Origin of the sequence: Kocuria salina (assembly GCF_013368965.1) — a bacterium.
GTDB classification, from domain to species: domain Bacteria; phylum Actinomycetota; class Actinomycetes; order Actinomycetales; family Micrococcaceae; genus Kocuria; species Kocuria rosea.
This window is the reverse complement of sequence record NZ_SSSF01000008.1, coordinates 233,853-249,997: the sequence shown is the minus strand read 5'-3', so window position 1 is coordinate 249,997 and position 16,145 is coordinate 233,853. Positions and strand designations below refer to the sequence as shown.

Sequence of the window (16,145 nt, the reverse complement as noted above, 5' to 3'; positions counted from 1 at the left end):
AGCAACCAGGCACCACACCCGGAAACCGTGTTGGAATTTTCGGTGCCCTCCGCGTCGGAACTTCGTTCCCCGCCTCAGGCAGCTCGACCATCCTACGCAGTCCGTTCTCGGCGTGTCAACTTGCGTTGTTCCGGGTCCGGACCGACCTGAACGGTCGCTCCCGCATGAACTAGGCAGCACCTCTCGGTCCTGCTGCTCTTTGCGGTGTCGTCGCCCGCCGGCCTCTCGGCCCTGCCTGACGACTCGATGAACACTACACCCCCGCCCAGGGGCCTGCAAGCTCGGCTCCCGGACGGGGGTGGTGGGCGGATCGGGCCCGGATCAGGCCTCCACGGTGACGGCGGCGAGGTGCTTCTTGCCGCGGCGCAGCAGCGCCCATCGGCCGTGCAGGAGCTGGTCGGGCCCGAGCTCGGCGTCCTCGCCGACGACCTTCTCGTTGTTGACGTACGCCCCGCCCTCCTTGAGGGTCCGGCGCGCGGCGGACTTCGACTCGGACAGCCCGGTGGCCACGAGGAGGTCGGCGACCTGCAGCGCTCCGGCGGACACGCTCGCGCCGGGCAGCTCCCGGGTGACCGAGTCCAGGGTCTCGGCGTCGAGCTCCGTGAGCTCGCCGCGTCCGAAGACGGCGGCCGAGGCCGCGATCGCCTTCTCGGTCGCCGCCTCCCCGTGCACCAGCGAGTTGACCTCCCAGGCGAGGACCTTCTGGGCCTGCCTCTTGTAGGGCTCCTCCTCGACGGAGCGCGCCAGCTCCTCGATCTCGGCCCGGGTCTTGAAGGTGAAGACCTTGAGCCGGTCGACCACGTCCGCGTCGGCCGTGTTGAGCCAGAACTGGTAGAAGGCGTAGGGCGAGGTGAGCTCCGGGTCCAGCCACACCGCGTTGCCCTCGGACTTGCCGAACTTCGTGCCGTCCGAGTTGGTGATCAGCGGGGTGCCGACGGCGTGCACGGACACGCCCTCGACCTTGCGGATCAGGTCGGTCCCGGAGGTCAGGTTCCCCCACTGGTCGGAGCCCCCGGTCTGCAGGGTGCACCCGTGGTCGCGGTAGAGGTTCAGGTAGTCCAGTCCCTGCAGGATCTGGTAGCTGAACTCGGTGTAGGAGATGCCCTCCTCCGAGTTGAGCCGCTTGGCCACGATGTCCTTCTTGATCATCGTGCCGACCCGGAAGTGCTTGCCGATGTCGCGGAGGAAGTCGATGGCGGAGAGCTGGGAGGTCCAGTCCAGGTTGTTGACCATGACGGCCCGGTTCTCGCCCTCGAAGGAGAGGAAGCGCTCTACCTGGGCGCGCAGCAGGTCCACCCACTGCGCGACGGTCTCCCGGGAGTTCAGGACCCGCTCGGAGCTCTGCCGCGGGTCACCGATCAGACCGGTGGACCCGCCCACGAGCCCGATCGGGTGGTGACCGGCGAGCTGGAGCCGGCGCATCAGCAGCAGCTGCACCAGGTGCCCGAGGTGCAGGGACGCCGCGGTGGGGTCGAACCCGCAGTAGTAGGTGACCTTCTCCTCGGCGAGCGACCGCTCGAGGGCCGCCTCGTCGGTCGACACGTGCACGAGGCCGCGCCACTGCAGCTCCTGCCACACGTTGGCGAAGGACGGATCGTTGTGCTGGAGGTCCAGGTCTATTGCGTTCGACACGGCTTCCAAGGTACCAGGACGCGAAGGGGGTTCCCCTCCGCGTCCTGGTGTCCCCGGCGGCCCGGGGTCAGAACCGGTCGAGGCCGGCCGGCAGCGGCCGGGCGGCGACGACGCGCAGCCGCTGGGTGGGCCGGGTCATGGCCACGTACAGGTTGCCGACCCCGCCGCCGACCTCCTCGACGAGCGCCTGCGGCTCGACGACCACCACCGAGTCGAACTCCAGTCCCTTGGCGTCCCACGCGGAGAGGACCACGACCTGCCGGTCCAGCCGGCGGACCCCGGCACCCACGAGCCCGGGCAGGGCCCCGGCGAGGGCCGTGCCGATCTCCTGCACGCGGTCCTCGGGCACGACCACGGCCACGAGCCCGCCGCTGACCAGGTCGAGCTCGGTGCGCACCTGCTCGAGGACGCCCTCGACCACGTCCGCGGCGCCGACCCGCTGCACGATCGGCGGCTCGCCCTCCCGGACGGCCCGCGGGGCGGAGATGTCCAGGCCGGCGGCCCGGGCGACGTCGACCGCGGCCTCGGCGATCTCGGCGGGGGTGCGGTAGTTGACCGTGAGCTCGTCGAGGACGAACCGCTCCCCCACGAAGGGCTCGAGGGCGTCCTGCCAGCTGCGGGCGGCGGTGGCCGAGCCCGCCTGGGCGATGTCGCCGACCACGGTGAACGACTTCATGGGGCACCGGCGCATGAGCACGCGCCACTGCATCGGCGAGAGCTCCTGTGCCTCGTCGACCACGACGTGCCCGTAGGCCCACGTGCGGTCCGCGGTCGCGGCCTCGGCGGCGGTCATCCGGTGCTGGGTGACCGCGTTGAAGTCCGTGAGCTGGGCCGCGGTCACGATGCCGTCCGCGCCGACGTCCTCGAGGCTCTGGTGCATGTTCGCCAGCGCGTGCTCGGCGTTGTCCGTGGCCTTGCGGTGCTCCCGGTCCGCCTCGGCCCGCCGGCGCACCCCGGCCTCGTCGAGGTCGCCCAGCAGCTCGGCGGCCTCGTCCAGCAGCGGCACGTCGGCCACGGTGAAGGGGGCGTCGGCCGGGCGCAGCAGGGCCTCGACCTGGGCGGCGCTCAGGTGCGGGGCTGCGGACTCGAGGTAGTGCCGCTTGCTGAACAGCTGCGCGACGAGGGTCTGGGGCGACAGCGGCATCCACGCGAGGTTGAGCGCGATCCGCACGTCCCGGGACTGCCGGATGTCCTCCGCGAGGTAGGAGCGGTCCATGACGTTGCCGCTGGTGGTGTTGAGGTGCTCGCCGAGCTGCTCGGTGAGCTCGCGCAGGGCGATCTTCACGAACGTGTTGCGCGCCTCGTTGTGCGGCTTCCCCGTGGCACGGGCCTTGTCCCGGGCACGCTTGACGGTGCGCGGGGTCAGCGTCACGCGGTGGGAGTCGACGCGCAGGACCTGGTCCGCCGCCGGGACCTTCTGCCGGTCCCGCACGGCGCGGGCCACGACCTCGGCCATGTCGAGGCCGGACTTGAGCCGGGCGGTCCGGGGGTCGCGCTCGGGGACGGCCGCCACGCCGGGGAACAGCTCGGAGAGGGAGGACATCACGACGCCGGTCTCCCCGAGCGCCGGCAGCACCCGTTCGATGTACCACATGAACGACGACGACGGGCCGACGATCAGCACTCCCGCCTTGCGCAGCCGCTCCCGGTGCTCGTAGAGCAGGTACGCCGCCCGGTGCAGCGCCACGGCGGTCTTGCCGGTGCCGGGCCCGCCCTGCACCACGCGGACGCCGGGCAGCGGGGCGCGGATGATCTTGTCCTGCTCGGCCTGGATGGTCGCGACGATGTCCGACATCCGTCCGGTGCGCTTCTGGTTCAGCGCCGCGAGCAGAGCGCCCTCGCCGTGGAGCACGCCCTCGTCCTCGAGCATGTCCGGGTCGAGGACGTCGTCCTCGAGGGCGGCGACGTCGCGGCCCTCCAGGATGAGGTGGCGGCGGCGCCGGATGCCCATGGGGTTCTGCGCGGTGGCCTGGTAGAAGGCCGCGGCCTCGCGGGCGCGCCAGTCCACCATGAGCCGCTGGTGGTCCGCGGTGGCCAGGCCGATGCGCCCGACGTAGCGGCGGTCGCCGTCCTGGCCGTCCAGGCGGCCGAAGACGAGCCGGTGGTCCACGGCCTCGAGCTGGGCGAGCCGGTCCTCGTAGTGGGAGGCGAACGCGTCACGCTCCGCGCGGTTCTGGTGGTTGCCGAAGGACTCGCTGCGGCGCACGGCCGCGAGCTCGGCGGTCTTCTCGGCCCGCAGCTCGTCGAGCCGGTCGTAGAGCATCGCGACGTACGCGCGTTCGACAGCAAGTTGCTCGGCCGCCATCGTGGCGACGGTCTCTGCCATGGGTGGACACCTCGTTCCGGATCGAACAGACCATCGATTCTACCGGTCCGCGGGCGTTCCGACGGCGATCCGGCGGCGCGGTGCGTCACAGTGCTTCGCCGGGGTGCTTCGCCCCTGGTCAGACCCGGTACAGTGCCCGCACCCGGTGGCCGCCGAGCTGGCTGCGGCCCCGCAGGTCGGTGAGCTCCATGATCAGCCCGAACCCGGCGACGTGCAGCCCGGCCCGGTGCAGCAGCTGCGCCGTGGCCCCGAGGGTGCCGCCGGTCGCGAGGATGTCGTCGAGCACGAGCACGCGGGCCCCGCGCGGGACGTCGTCGGTGTGGATCTCCAGCACCGCCGAGCCGTACTCCAGGACGTACTCCTCGCGGAAGGTCTCCCGGGGGAGCTTCCCGGCCTTGCGCACCGGGATGAGGCCCACGCCCGTCGCGTAGGCCACGGCCCCCGCCATGAGGAAGCCCCGGGCCTCGACGCCGGCCACGTGGTCGAACTGGCCGCGGAAGGCGTCGGCCAGGGCGTCGACGGTCCGCCGGAAGCCGGGACCGTCCGCGAACAGGGGCGTCAGGTCGCGGAAGAGGACCCCCGGCTCCGGGTAGTCGGGGATCTTCACGCACAGGCGCTCGATCATCTGCTCAACGGATTCAGTCACACCGCTCATGCTATCCGTCCGGGTCCCGCGGACTCAGCGGCGCCGGCGCGGGACCGCGGCGCGGTACGGGGACACGGAGGCCTCGCCGGGCAGCCACCAGCGCCAGGGGAACTCAGGGGTCCCGCCGGGTCCGGACACCCCCGTGCGGGGCCCGCGGCCGGCGGCGGGGGCGTCCCCCGGGCCGGGCAGCCGCAGGAAGAAGCCCGGCGCCGCGGCGTCCCCCGCGGTGAGCGGTGCGCCGTCGTGGGTCAGGTCGATGCCCAGGGCCTTGGCGAGGTTGCCGGGGCCACGTGCCAGCGCGGCGTCGGGCACCGGGCCGGAGCGTCCGGCGGCCCGGCGGGCGCGGGCCAGAGGCACGCCCTCGACGACCTCGCCCGCGCGGAGCAGGCACCCGCCGGCGGTGCCCTCGGGGCGACAGACCAGGTTCACGGCGTGGTGCATGCCGTAGGTGAAGTACACGTAGACGTGGCCCGGCGGACCGAACATCGAGGCGTTGCGCGCCGTCCGCCCGCGCCACGTGTGCGCCCCCGGGTCCGGCAGGTCGGAGCCGTCCGGCCCGCCGTAGGCCTCGACCTCCGTGATCCGCAGGACCACGGAGCCCTCAGCGGTCCGGTGGCCGAACAGGCTCCCGAGCAGCCGGGGGGCCACCTCGGGAGCCGGCCGGGACAGCAGCTCGAGCAGCGCCGGCCCGGTGACGGGCCCGTTCACGCTCATCCTGCGACGATCGGCGCCCGCCGCGAGAACTCCGCGGCCTCGGCCACCTGGCGCTCGAGCTCGCCGATCTGCGCGGCCACGGCCGACGGCGCCGTGCCGCCCTGGGCGCTGCGCGAGGCCAGCGAACCCGCCACGGTGAGCACCTCTCGCACGCCGGGGGTGAGCCGGTCTGAGATGGCGGCGAAGTCCTCGTCGGAGAGGTCCCACAGCTCGATCCCGCGCTGCTCGCAGACGCGCACCGCGTCCCCGGCGACCTCGTGCGCGTCCCGGAAGGGCACGCCCTGGCGCACGAGCCACTCGGCCACGTCCGTGGCGAGGGCGAAGCCCTGCGGGGCGAGCTCGGCCATCCGCCCGGTGTTGAAGTCGAGGGTGGCGATCATCCCCGCGACCGCGGGCAGCAGCACCTCGAGCTGGTCGATCGCGTCGAAGACGGGCTCCTTGTCCTCCTGGAGGTCCCGGTTGTAGGCCAGCGGCAGGCCCTTGAGCGTGGCCAGCAGCCCGGTGAGGTCGCCGATCAGCCGGCCGGCCTTGCCGCGGGCGAGCTCGGCGATGTCCGGGTTCTTCTTCTGCGGCATGATCGAGGACCCGGTGGAGAAGGCGTCGTCGAGGGTGACGAAGGAGAACTCCTTGGTGGCCCACGTGGTGATCTCCTCGGAGATCCGGGACATGTCCACGGCGATCATCGCGGTGACCCAGGAGAACTCGGCGTAGACGTCCCGGGCCGCGGTGCCGTCGATGGAGTTGTGCACGGCGGAGTCGAAGCCCAGCTCGGCGGCGACGGCCCCCGGGTCCAGTCCGAGCGAGGACCCGGCGAGCGCCCCCGAGCCGTACGGGGAGACCGCCGCGCGGGCGTCCCAGTCCACGAGGCGCTGCACGTCCCGCAGCATCGCCCACGCGTGGGCGAGCAGGTGGTGGGACAGCAGCACCGGCTGGGCGTGCTGGAGGTGGGTGCGCCCGGGCATCGGGGCCTCCGGGTGGGCCTTCGCCTGGTCCAGGAGGGCCTGCACGACGTCGAGCACGTTGCGGGCGATGATCGCGGCGTGGTCGCGCAGGTACATCCGCCCGAGGGTGGCGATCTGGTCGTTGCGGGACCGGCCGGCGCGCAGCTTGCCGCCGAGCTCGGGCCCGGCCCGCTCGATGAGGCCCTTCTCGAGGGAGCCGTGGACGTCCTCGTCGGAGGGGGCGGGCGCGTAGGCCCCGGAGCGGACGTCGGCCTCGAGCCGGTCGAGGGCGTCGAGCATGCCCCCGAGCTCGTCGTCGGTCAGCAGCCCCGCGGTGCGCAGGACCCGGGCGTGGGCCCGGGAGCCCGCGATGTCGTAGGGGGCCAGGCGCCAGTCGAAGTGCGTCGACCGGCTCAGCGCCGCGAGGGCGTCGGCCGGTCCCCCGGCGAAGCGCCCGCCCCAGAGCGCGCCCTCGTTGGTGCCGTGCTTGTCCTGCTGCGCCATGTCTCTCCTCGTGGGTTCCGCCGGGGCCGGGGCCGCCGGGGGTCGGGTCGGCCGGGCGTGGGCGGAGGGCCCCACCGCCGGGATGGGGCCCTCCGTCGTCGTGCCCGTTCCTGCTGGGGACGAGCCTACGTGCTCGGGGGCTACTTGCCCTCGGCCGCGATCCGCTGCTCGCGGGACGCCGCGACCTTAGAGGACATGCCGAACAGCTCGATGAACCCGCGGGCCTGGGACTGGTCGAACGCGTCGCCCTCGTCGTAGGTGGCGAGGTTGAAGTCGTACAGGGAGGTGTTCGAGCGGCGGCCGGTGACCGTGGCCTGGCCGGCGTGCAGGGTCATCCGGATGTCGCCGTCCACGTACTTCTGGGTGTCCTGGATGAACGCGTCGAGGGACTGCTTGAGCGGGGAGAACCACTGGCCGTCGTAGACGAGCTCGGTCCAGCGCTGGGTGGCCATCCGCTTGAAGCGGGCCTGCTCGCGCTCGACCGTCACGTTCTCCAGCTCGCGGTGCGCGGCGATCAGGGCCATGGCGCCGGGGGCCTCGTAGACCTCGCGGGACTTGATGCCCACGAGCCGGTCCTCGACGATGTCGATCCGGCCCACGCCCTGGGCGCCGGCGCGGCGGTTCATCTCCTGGATCGCCTGCAGCGGGCTGACGGGCTGGCCGTCGAGGGCCACGGGGATGCCGCCCTTGAAGCTGATCACGACCTCGTCGGCCGGCGGCGGGAACGTGGGGTCGTCCGTGTAGTCGTAGACGTCCTTGGTGGGGGCGTTCCAGATGTCCTCGAGGAACCCGGTCTCCACGGCGCGGCCCCAGACGTTCTGGTCGATCGAGAAGGGGTTCTTCTTGGTCGTGGCGATCGGCAGGTGGTGCTTCTCGGCGTAGTTGATGGCCTTGTCGCGGGTGAGGGCGAGGTCGCGGACCGGGGCGATGCACTTGAGCTCGGGGCCCAGCGTCTGGATGCCCACCTCGAAGCGGACCTGGTCGTTGCCCTTGCCCGTGCAGCCGTGGGCCACGGTGGAGGCGCCGAAGCGCTTGGCGGCGGCCACGAGGTGCTTGACGATGACCGGGCGGGACAGCGCGGAGACCACGGGGTAGGCGTCCATGTAGAGGGCGTTCGCCTGCAGCGCCGGCATGCAGTACTCCGCGGCGAACTCGTCGCGGGCGTCGGCCACGTAGGCCTCGACGGCCCCGCAGTCGAGGGCGCGCCGGCGGATGGTCTCGAGGTCCTCGCCGCCCTGCCCCACGTCGACGGCGACGGCGATGACCTCGGCCCCCGTCGCCTCGCCGATCCAGCCGATGGCCACGGAGGTGTCGAGACCCCCGGAGTAGGCCAGCACAACACGCTCGGTCACGGTGTTCTCCTTCGTCGGTGGTCCGGGCGCCACGGCGTGGCCCCGCCTTCTGTGCATGACTATACACGTCGACTTGTATTTATGCATACTCTGCGGACCGTCCCGCGCACTCCCCCGCCGGGCCGCGCCCGCCCTCCGACCTGCAGAGGTGCGGTGCGCCACTCCGCAATTATGAATAGCTAGCAATAGCCCGGCCCTTCCGACATACTGGGGACCGGGTGTGATCCAGACTGACCGACCGCACCCCACCACGGCGGGGGCCACGCGCCCCGGCCGTCCTGCACACCCGGTCCCTACCCCGAGAGGAACCCCATGACGAACGTTCCCGAGCAGACCCTCACCACGCGTCAGGGCCACCCGGTCCACGACAACCAGAACACCCGCACCATCGGCTCGCGCGGGCCCGCGACCCTCGAGAACTACGCGTTCCTCGAGAAGATGAGCCACTTCGACCGCGAGCGCATCCCCGAGCGCGTGGTGCACGCGCGCGGCACCACCGCCTTCGGCTACTTCGAGGCCTACGGCGCCTACGGCGACGAGCCCATCGCGAAGTTCACCCGCGCCAAGGTCTTCGCCGAGGCCGGCAAGCGCACCGACGTGGCCGTGCGGTTCTCCACCGTGGCCGGCGGCCGGGACTCCTCCGAGGTGGCCCGCGACCCGCGCGGCTTCGCCGTGAAGATGTACACGGAGGAGGGCAACTGGGACCTCGTCGGCAACAACCTGGGCGTGTTCTTCATCCGGGACGCCATCAAGTTCCCCGACTTCATCCACTCCCAGAAGCCGGACCCCGTGAACTTCGAGGCCGGCGTGGCCAACCGCGCCTTCGACTTCTTCAGCCAGTCGCCCGAGGCGATGCACATGATCACGATCCTGTTCTCCCCGCGCGGGATCCCGGCGGACTACCGCCACCAGCAGGGCTTCGGCGTGAACACCTACAAGTGGGTCAACGCCGCCGGCGAGTCCCTCCTGGTGAAGTACCACTGGATCCCGAAGCAGGGCGTGAAGTCCCTCACCTCGGCCGACGCCGCGAACATCCAGGCCCAGACCCTCGGCTCGCACACCAAGGACCTCTACGACGCGATCGAGGCCGGCGACTACCCCGAGTGGGAGCTGCAGGTCCAGGTCATGGAGGACCACGACCACCCCGAGCTGGACTTCGACCCGCTGGACGACACCAAGGTGTGGCCGGAGGAGCTGTTCCCGCCGAAGCCGGTCGGGCGCATGGTGCTGAACCGCAACCCGCAGAACTTCTTCGCGGAGAACGAGCAGATCGCCTTCGGCACCGGCGTGCTGGTGGACGGCCTGGAGTTCTCCGACGACAAGATGCTCGTGGGCCGCACCTTCTCCTACTCGGACACCCAGCGCTACCGCGTGGGCCCGAACTACCTGCAGCTGCCGGTCAACGCGCCGAAGGCGCCGGTGGCCACCAACCAGCGCGACGGCCAGATGGCCTACGCCGTGGACCACGCCCCGGGCCAGAACCCGCACGTGAACTACGAGCCGTCCATCATCGGAGGCGTGCAGGAGACTCCGAAGCCCGAGGGGTACCAGCCCGAGGTCGGCCCGGAGATCAGCGCGCGCCTGACCCGCGCCCGGATCGAGCGGACCAACGACTACAAGCAGGCCGGCGAGCGCTTCCAGCTCCAGGAGGAGTGGGAGAAGGAGGAGCTCATCGACAACCTGGTCGGCGCGCTCTCCCAGTGCGACCGCCCGATCCAGGAGCGCATGGTCTGGCACTTCTACATGGTCGAGGACGAGATGGGCCGCCGCGTGGGCGACGGCATCGGCGTCTCCCTCGAGGACGTCAAGGACCTGGGCCCCCTGGCCACCCAGCGTCTCTCCGAGGAGGAGCTGCAGCGCGTGGCCAACCTCGGCAACAACGGCCCGCGCAGCGTGGCGGGTCTCACCATGACCCACTGCGTGCCCAACGAGCACGTGGCCGTGGAGCGCGAGCCCCAGCAGGCGAGCCCCGCGATGATGTCCAGCTGACCCGTCCGGGAGGCGCCCCGTCCGGGGCGCCTCCCCCGGTGTCCGTGCGGACCCATCGAGCAGGAGGGGCCGGCCGCGTCCAGCGGCCGGCCCCTTCCGTGTGCGGGCTCAGCCGCGGTGCCCGGCGCCCGCGAGGTCGAGGGAGCGCTTGAGGATCTTGCCGGTCGGGCCCTTCGGCAGCTCGTCGACCACCTTGTAGTAGCGCGGGTGCTTGTACTTGGCCACGCGCTCGCGGACGAAGGCGTCCAGCTCGTCGACCTTCGCGTCCCGCTCCGCCTCGGGCACGTCGCGGAAGGCGACGACGGCGGCGACCTCCTCGCCCATCGCCTCGTCCGGCACCCCGACCACCGCGGCCTCGGCGATGCCGGGGAACTGGTAGATCACTTCCTCGACCTCGCGGGGGTAGACGTTGTAGCCGCCGCGCAGGACCATGTCCTTCTTGCGGTCCACGATGTAGTAGAAGCCGTCCTCGTCCACCCGGGCGAGGTCCCCCGTGGCGAACCAGCCGTCACGGATCGCGGCCTCGGTGGCCTCGGGGTTGCGCCAGTAGCCGGCCATCACGTACTCCCCGGTCACCACGAGCTCGCCGATCTCCCCGACGGGGACCTCCGCGCCGAGGTCGTCCACGACCTTCAGCTGCGCGCCCCGCACCACCGTGCCGATCGAGCCCGGGCGGCGTCCCCGGTCCTTCTGGTTGAAGCACACCACCGGGGAGGTCTCGGACAGGCCGTAGCCCTCGTAGATGGGGGCGCCGAAGACCTCCTCGAAGCGCTCCAGGACCTCGACCGGCAGCGGGGACCCGCCCGAGACCCCGGCCCGCAGGTGCGGCAGCTCGACCGTCCCGCCGTCCGCGGCGGCGAGCAGCGCCACGTACATGCTCGGCACCCCGGCGAAGACCGTGACCTCGTCCCGGGCCAGGATCTCCAGCGCCTTGGCCGGGTCGAAGCGCGGCAGCAGCGTGACGGTCGCCCCCGCGTGGACGACGCCGTTGAGCGCCACGGTCTGGCCGAAGACGTGGAAGAACGGCAGGGCCCCGAACATGACGTCCCCGGGCGCCAGGTCGAAGAGGCCCGCGGACAGCGCCGCGTTGGCCCGGAGGTTGTGGTGCGTCAGGACGGCGCCCTTGGGCCGGCCCGTGGTCCCGGAGGTGTAGAGCAGGACGGCGGGCTCGTCGTCGTCGCGCTCGGCGACCCCGGGCCGCGGCGGGACGTCCGCGAGCGCCTGCAGCGTGCCGGCGGCCGAGACCTCGACCACCCGGACGTCCCGGTCCAGGTCCGCGACCGCGGCGCGGGTCGCCTCGGCCATCGCCTCCCAGACGAGCACCAGGGACACCTCGGCGTTGTCGAAGTGGTACGCCAGCTCCCGGGGGCTGAGGAGGGGGTTGAGGGGCACGACCACCCCGCCCGCGCGCAGGATCCCGTAGTAGGCGATCGGCATGTGGGGGACGTTGGGCAGGATCAGGGCCACCCGGTCGCCCTGTCCGACGCCGGCCGCGGCGAGCATCGACGCGACCCGCGCGGACAGGTCGTCGAGGGCCCCGTAGGTCAGGACCTTGTCGTCGAGGACCACCGCCCGGGACTCCGGGGAGGCCGCGGCCGTGTCGGTGAGCAGGGTGGCGAGATTCGTCATGGGGGAACTCCGGATCCCCGGTGCACGGGCACCGGCGCGAGGAACGGGCACGAGGTGGGCTGTGTCACACGAGCGTGCCAGTCGGTTACTGCAACGTCAAGACCCGGGTACTTGGGGGTGGCGCGTGTCGCGGTCCCCACCCCCGATAAACTGGCCGGCAGGAGCTGCATCCGACCGACCTCGAAGGACCACCCGTGACCGAGAACCCCCAGCCGACCGACCAGCCGCAGGACCCGGCGGCTCCCCAGCTGACCGAGGAGGAGATGGCCTACGTGCTCTCCCTGTTCGAGATGGCCCGGACGGGGGACACGGAGAACCTCCTGCCGGCCGTGCGCGCCGGCGTCCCGGTGAACCTCACCAACGGCAAGGGCGACACCCTGCTGGTCCTCGCGGCCTACCACCAGCGCGAGGAGACCGTCGCGGCGCTGCTCGAGGCCGGGGCGGACCCGGACCGGGTCAACGACAACGGTCAGACGGCGCTGATGAGCGCGGTCTTCCGGGGCAACGAGACGATCGTGCGGACGCTGCTCGCGGCCGGGGCCTCGCAGACGGCCGGCGCCCACTCCGCCCTGGACTTCGCCCGGGTCTTCGAGCGCACGGAGCTCGTCCCCGTCCTGGAGGAGTACGCGGCCCGCTGAGCGCGCGGCGCACGGCCGGCACGGGGCGGCGCCGGGACCTCTACTCGGCGAGCTCCAGGAAGCGGCGGGCCACGGCGTGGCCGCCGTCCGCCGCCCGGCACACCACCATGATGGTGTCGTCGCCGGCGATGGTGCCGAGGACGGCGGGGAGCACGGACGTGTCGATGGCGGAGGCGAAGTACTGGGCGGCCCCCGGCGGGGTCCGCAGGACCACGAGGTTCGCGCTCGCCTCGGCGGTGACCAGCAGCTCGCGGCACAGGCTGGCCAGGCGCGCGTCGAGCACCTCCTGGGTGATCCCGGAGGCGGGCGAGCGGTCGGCCCCGGCCTGCGGGACGGCGTAGACGAGGGCGCCGGAGCCCTCGCGCACCCGGACGGCCCCGAGCTCCACGAGGTCGCGGGAGAGCGTGGCCTGGGTGACCTGCACGCCGTCCTCGGCCAGCCGGGCGGCCAGCTCGGCCTGCGAGTGGATCGCCCCTCCGGTCACGAGGGCCACGATCCGGGCCTGCCGGGCGGTCTTGGTGGCGGGGATGCTCATGCGGGGACGGCGGAGGCGTCGGCGGCACCCAGGTCGTAGCGCCCGGAGCGCGCCATGAGCCAGACGAGCAGGGCCTTCTGGGCGTGCAGGCGGTTCTCCGCCTCGTCCCACACCACGGACTGCGGGCCGTCGATGACCTCGGCCGCGACCTCGGAGCCGCGGAAGGCGGGCAGGCAGTGCAGGAACAGCGCCCCGGGCGCGGCCTGGGCCATCGCCGCGGCGTCCACGGAGTACGCCCGGAAGACCTCCGCCCGCGCCTCGGTCTCCGCCTCCTGGCCCATGGACACCCAGGTGTCGGTGCAGACCACGTCCGCCCCGGCGAGCGCCTCGGCCGGGTCGGTGGTCACGCGCACGGACCCTCCCGTCTGCTCCGCGCGCTCCTCGGCGGCCCGCACCACCGCCGGGTCCGGGAGGTGGCTCGCCGGGCCGGCCACGCGCACGTGCATGCCGGCGGTGGCCCCGCCCAGCAGGTAGGAGTGGGCCATGTTGTTGGCGGCGTCCCCGAGGTAGGCGAAGGTGAGCCCGGCGAGACCGCCCCGGTGCTCCCGGACGGTGAGCAGGTCCGCGAGGATCTGGCAGGGGTGGTAGTCGTCGGAGAGCCCGTTGACGACGGGCACGGTGGCGGCCGCGGCCATCTCCTCCAGCCCGGACTGGGCGTAGGTGCGCCACACGATGGTCGAGGCCATGCGGGAGAAGACGCGCGCGGTGTCGGCCACGCTCTCCTTGCCCAGCTGCGACTCGCCCGGGTTGATCATCAGCGGGTTGCCGCCGAGATCGGCGATCCCGGCGGAGAAGGAGACCCGGGTGCGGGTCGACGTCTTGTCGAAGATCACGGCCACGGTCTGGGGCCCCGCGTAGGGCCGGTGGGCCCAGCGGTCGGCCTTGAGGCGGGCGGCGAGCTCGAGCACCTCGGTCTGCTCCTGCTGGGAGAGGTCGGTGTCGACGAGGAAGTGGCGGGGGGTCATGGACGGGTTCATGCTTCTTTCGGCGGGGAGTCGGGCGAGGTCGCGGCGGGGGCCGTGACCGCGGCGGCGGCGGTGCGCAGGATCTCGGGGAGCGCCTCGAGGAAGGTGCGCGCCTGCTCGGGGGTCAGGATCAGGGGCGGGGCCAGGCGCAGGGTCCCGGGGCCGGTCGCGTTGACGATGAATCCGGCGTCCCGGGCGGCCTCGACCACGGCGGGGCCGAACGGGGCGGTGGCCTCCTCGGGGACCTCGAGGTCGGCGCCGATCAGCAGTCCGTGCTGGCGCACGTCGCCGATCCCGGGGACCGCGCGCAGCCCCTCGCCGAGCACGGCGCCCACGGTGCGCGCGTGCTCCAGCAGGCCGTCCTCCTCGATGACGGTGACGGTGGCGAGGCCCGCGGCGGTGGCCGGCGGGTTGCCGCCGAACGTGGTGCCGTGCTGGCCGGCCCCGAGCAGCGCGGAGACCTCCGGGCCGACGGTCAGCATCGCGCCGATCGGGAAGCCGCCGCCGAGGCCCTTGGCCAGGGTGATCGCGTCCGGCAGGTCGTCGCCGGTGAGCTCGGCGGAGGAGGCGAACCAGCGGCCGGTGCGGCCCATCCCGGTCTGCACCTCGTCCACGACCAGCAGCGCACCGTGCCGGCGGGTCAGTTCCCGGGCGGCCCGGAGGTAGCCCTCGGGCAGCTCGCGCACGCCGGCCTCGCCCTGCACGGGTTCCACGATCAGCGCCGCGACCGTCCCGTCGAGGTGCTCCTCGAGGGCCTCGACGGTCGCCGGGATGTGCCGGACCCCGCCCGGGAGGGGCTCGAAGGGCGCCCGGTAGGCCTCCTTGGCGGTCAGGGCGAGGGCGCCCATGGTGCGGCCGTGGAAGGCGGACTCGAGGGCGAGGACGGTGCCGCGGGGCCGGCCGTCCGGGCCGGGGTGCTCGTGGCCGTGGCGGCGGGCGAGCTTGAACGCGGCCTCGTTGGCCTCGGTGCCGGAGTTCGCGAAGAAGACGTGGGAGCCCGCGGGCGCGCCGGCCAGGGACAGCAGCTTCCCGGCGAGGGCGATCTGCTGGGGGGAGGTGAAGAAGTTGGAGACGTGCCCGAGGGTGGCGAGCTGGCGGGAGACGATCTCCACCCAGCGCGGGTGGGCGTGGCCGAGGGCGTTGACGGCGATGCCCGCGAGCAGGTCGAGGTAGTCCCGGCCGTCGGCGTCGGTGACCACGGCGCCCTTGCCGTGGGTGAGCACGAGGGACGGGCTGCCGAAGACGCCGAGCAGCGAGTCGGCGTACTCGCCGAGCAGGGCGGTCTGGGCCGAGTAGCGGGAGGCGGTGTGCTGGGCGGTCATGACGATGCTCCGTGGTCGGGGACGAGCTGGGTACCGATGCCGGTGTCGGTGAAGATCTCGAGCAGGCACGTGTGCGGGCTGCGCCCGTCGACGATGGACGCCCGGCGCGCCCCGCCCTCCACGGCCCGCAGGGCCGCCTCCATCTTGGGGATCATCCCGGCCTGCAGGCTCGGGAGCATCGCGCGCAGCTCCGAGGCGGAGAGCGACGCGATCAGGGAGCCCTTGTCGGGCCAGTTCGCGTAGAGCCCCTCGACGTCGGTGAGGGCCACGAACTTCTCGGCGCGCAGGGCCACCGCCACGGCGGCGGCGGCGGTGTCCGCGTTGACGTTGAGGATCTCCCCCGTGGGGCGGCCGTGCGCGTCGACCTCCGGCGCCACGGAGGAGATGACGGGGATCCGCCCGGCCTCGAGGAGCTGGGTGACGGGCTCGGGGTTGACGCCGACGACCTCGCCCACGTGGCCGAGGTCCACCTCCTCGCCGTCCACCACGGTGCCCCGGCGGACCGCGCGGAACAGCTCGGCGTCCTCCCCCGAGAGCCCGACGGCGTACGGGCCGGTGGCGTTGAGCAGGGAGACGAGCTCCCGCTGGACCTGCCCGGTCAGCACCATGCGGATGGCGTCCACGGCCTCCTTGGAGGTGACGCGCAGCCCGCCGCGGAACTGGGACTCGATGCCCAGCCGCTCCAGCATGCGGTTGATCTGGGGCCCTCCGCCGTGCACCACGACCGGCTTGATCCCGACGTGGCGCAGGAACACCATGTCCTCCGCGAAGGCCTGCCGCAGCGGCTCGGACACCATGGCGTTGCCGCCGTACTTGAAGACCATCACGGACCCGGAGTAACGCTGGATCCAGGGCAGGGCCTCCATCAGGGTGCCCGCCTTCAGCTGGGCGGTCTCGTAGCGGGTCGGGTCACTCGGGTCGGTCATGGTTCTCCTGCGCCGTGGGTCGGTGC

At 72.7% G+C, this 16,145-nt stretch carries 13 protein-coding genes; 2 read left to right on the top strand and 11 right to left on the bottom strand.

What is annotated here, in order from left to right:
* Nucleotides 1–321: 321 nt before the first annotated feature.
* From tyrS to E7Z53_RS15890, 6 genes are all read right to left on the bottom strand, one after another.
* Entirely contained in the window at nt 322–1,632 is a 1,311-nt protein-coding gene (gene tyrS, locus E7Z53_RS15915) for a tyrosine--tRNA ligase (RefSeq protein ID WP_176338173.1), read from the bottom strand.
* 67 nt (nt 1,633–1,699) lie between these two features.
* A complete protein-coding gene (locus E7Z53_RS15910) occupies nt 1,700–3,958 on the bottom strand; it encodes a HelD family protein (RefSeq protein WP_095651761.1) in 2,259 nt (752 codons plus the stop codon).
* 118 nt (nt 3,959–4,076) lie between these two features.
* Nucleotides 4,077–4,613 carry an adenine phosphoribosyltransferase gene (locus E7Z53_RS15905; RefSeq protein ID WP_031282693.1) on the bottom strand — a complete coding sequence of 179 codons (537 nt, stop codon included), beginning with the start codon at nt 4,611–4,613 and terminating at the stop codon, nt 4,077–4,079.
* A 24-nt stretch (nt 4,614–4,637) separates the two neighbouring features.
* Nucleotides 4,638–5,318 carry a DNA-3-methyladenine glycosylase gene (locus E7Z53_RS15900; RefSeq protein WP_031282695.1) on the bottom strand — a complete coding sequence of 227 codons (681 nt, stop codon included), beginning with the start codon at nt 5,316–5,318 and terminating at the stop codon, nt 4,638–4,640.
* Complete coding sequence (gene argH, locus E7Z53_RS15895) at nt 5,315–6,763, bottom strand: argininosuccinate lyase (protein ID WP_017832871.1); 1,449 nt, start codon at nt 6,761–6,763, stop codon at nt 5,315–5,317. The genes E7Z53_RS15900 and argH overlap by 4 nt, the downstream gene beginning before the upstream one ends.
* 140 nt (nt 6,764–6,903) lie before the next feature.
* Nucleotides 6,904–8,115, bottom strand: a complete 1,212-nt coding sequence (locus E7Z53_RS15890) for an argininosuccinate synthase (RefSeq protein WP_031282696.1) — start codon at nt 8,113–8,115, stop codon at nt 6,904–6,906.
* 312 nt (nt 8,116–8,427) lie between these two features.
* Between E7Z53_RS15890 and E7Z53_RS15885 the strand changes: the two genes are divergently transcribed.
* Nucleotides 8,428–10,104, top strand: coding sequence for a catalase (locus E7Z53_RS15885; protein WP_017832873.1), 1,677 nt, complete (start codon nt 8,428–8,430; stop codon nt 10,102–10,104).
* Nucleotides 10,105–10,212: 108 nt separating this feature from the next.
* On the opposite strand, the gene E7Z53_RS15880 is transcribed toward E7Z53_RS15885, so the two are convergent.
* Entirely contained in the window at nt 10,213–11,733 is a 1,521-nt protein-coding gene (locus tag E7Z53_RS15880) for a long-chain-fatty-acid--CoA ligase (protein ID WP_176338172.1), read from the bottom strand.
* Between the two features lie 194 nt (nt 11,734–11,927).
* Here E7Z53_RS15880 and E7Z53_RS15875 point away from each other — a divergent pair, with 194 nt between their 5' ends.
* A complete protein-coding gene (locus tag E7Z53_RS15875) occupies nt 11,928–12,371 on the top strand; it encodes an ankyrin repeat domain-containing protein (RefSeq protein WP_017832875.1) in 444 nt (147 codons plus the stop codon).
* Between the two features lie 40 nt (nt 12,372–12,411).
* Here E7Z53_RS15875 and E7Z53_RS15870 read toward each other — a convergent pair whose 3' ends face one another.
* The 4 genes from E7Z53_RS15870 to argB are packed head-to-tail and all read right to left on the bottom strand — an operon-like array spanning nt 12,412 to nt 16,119.
* Nucleotides 12,412–12,906, bottom strand: a complete 495-nt coding sequence (locus E7Z53_RS15870) for an arginine repressor (RefSeq protein WP_017832876.1) — start codon at nt 12,904–12,906, stop codon at nt 12,412–12,414.
* The gene (argF, locus tag E7Z53_RS15865; RefSeq protein ID WP_017832877.1) at nt 12,903–13,871 is read right to left on the bottom strand and encodes an ornithine carbamoyltransferase; all 969 of its coding nucleotides are present in this window, start codon (nt 13,869–13,871) and stop codon (nt 12,903–12,905) included. Before argF ends, E7Z53_RS15870 begins: the two co-directional genes overlap by 4 nt.
* Before the next feature lie 8 nt (nt 13,872–13,879).
* A complete protein-coding gene (locus E7Z53_RS15860; RefSeq protein WP_176338171.1) occupies nt 13,880–15,193 on the bottom strand; it encodes an acetylornithine transaminase in 1,314 nt (437 codons plus the stop codon).
* Nucleotides 15,190–16,119, bottom strand: coding sequence for an acetylglutamate kinase (gene argB / locus E7Z53_RS15855; RefSeq protein ID WP_109222410.1), 930 nt, complete (start codon nt 16,117–16,119; stop codon nt 15,190–15,192). The genes E7Z53_RS15860 and argB overlap by 4 nt, the downstream gene beginning before the upstream one ends.
* Nucleotides 16,120–16,145 lie beyond the last annotated feature (26 nt).

Excerpts from the sequence above, each read along its gene's own strand:
- E7Z53_RS15910 (WP_095651761.1), bottom strand. The coding sequence starts at position 3,958 with ATGGCAGAGACCGTCGCCACGATGGCGGCCGAGCAACTTGCTGTCGAA.
- E7Z53_RS15905 (WP_031282693.1), bottom strand. The coding sequence starts at position 4,613 with ATGAGCGGTGTGACTGAATCCGTTGAGCAGATGATCGAGCGCCTGTGC.
- E7Z53_RS15900 (WP_031282695.1), bottom strand. The coding sequence starts at position 5,318 with ATGAGCGTGAACGGGCCCGTCACCGGGCCGGCGCTGCTCGAGCTGCTG.
- argH (WP_017832871.1), bottom strand. The coding sequence starts at position 6,763 with ATGGCGCAGCAGGACAAGCACGGCACCAACGAGGGCGCGCTCTGGGGC.
- E7Z53_RS15885 (WP_017832873.1), top strand. The coding sequence starts at position 8,428 with ATGACGAACGTTCCCGAGCAGACCCTCACCACGCGTCAGGGCCACCCG.
- E7Z53_RS15880 (WP_176338172.1), bottom strand. The coding sequence starts at position 11,733 with ATGACGAATCTCGCCACCCTGCTCACCGACACGGCCGCGGCCTCCCCG.
- E7Z53_RS15870 (WP_017832876.1), bottom strand. The coding sequence starts at position 12,906 with ATGAGCATCCCCGCCACCAAGACCGCCCGGCAGGCCCGGATCGTGGCC.
- argF (WP_017832877.1), bottom strand. The coding sequence starts at position 13,871 with ATGACCCCCCGCCACTTCCTCGTCGACACCGACCTCTCCCAGCAGGAG.
- E7Z53_RS15860 (WP_176338171.1), bottom strand. The coding sequence starts at position 15,193 with ATGACCGCCCAGCACACCGCCTCCCGCTACTCGGCCCAGACCGCCCTG.
- argB (WP_109222410.1), bottom strand. The coding sequence starts at position 16,119 with ATGACCGACCCGAGTGACCCGACCCGCTACGAGACCGCCCAGCTGAAG.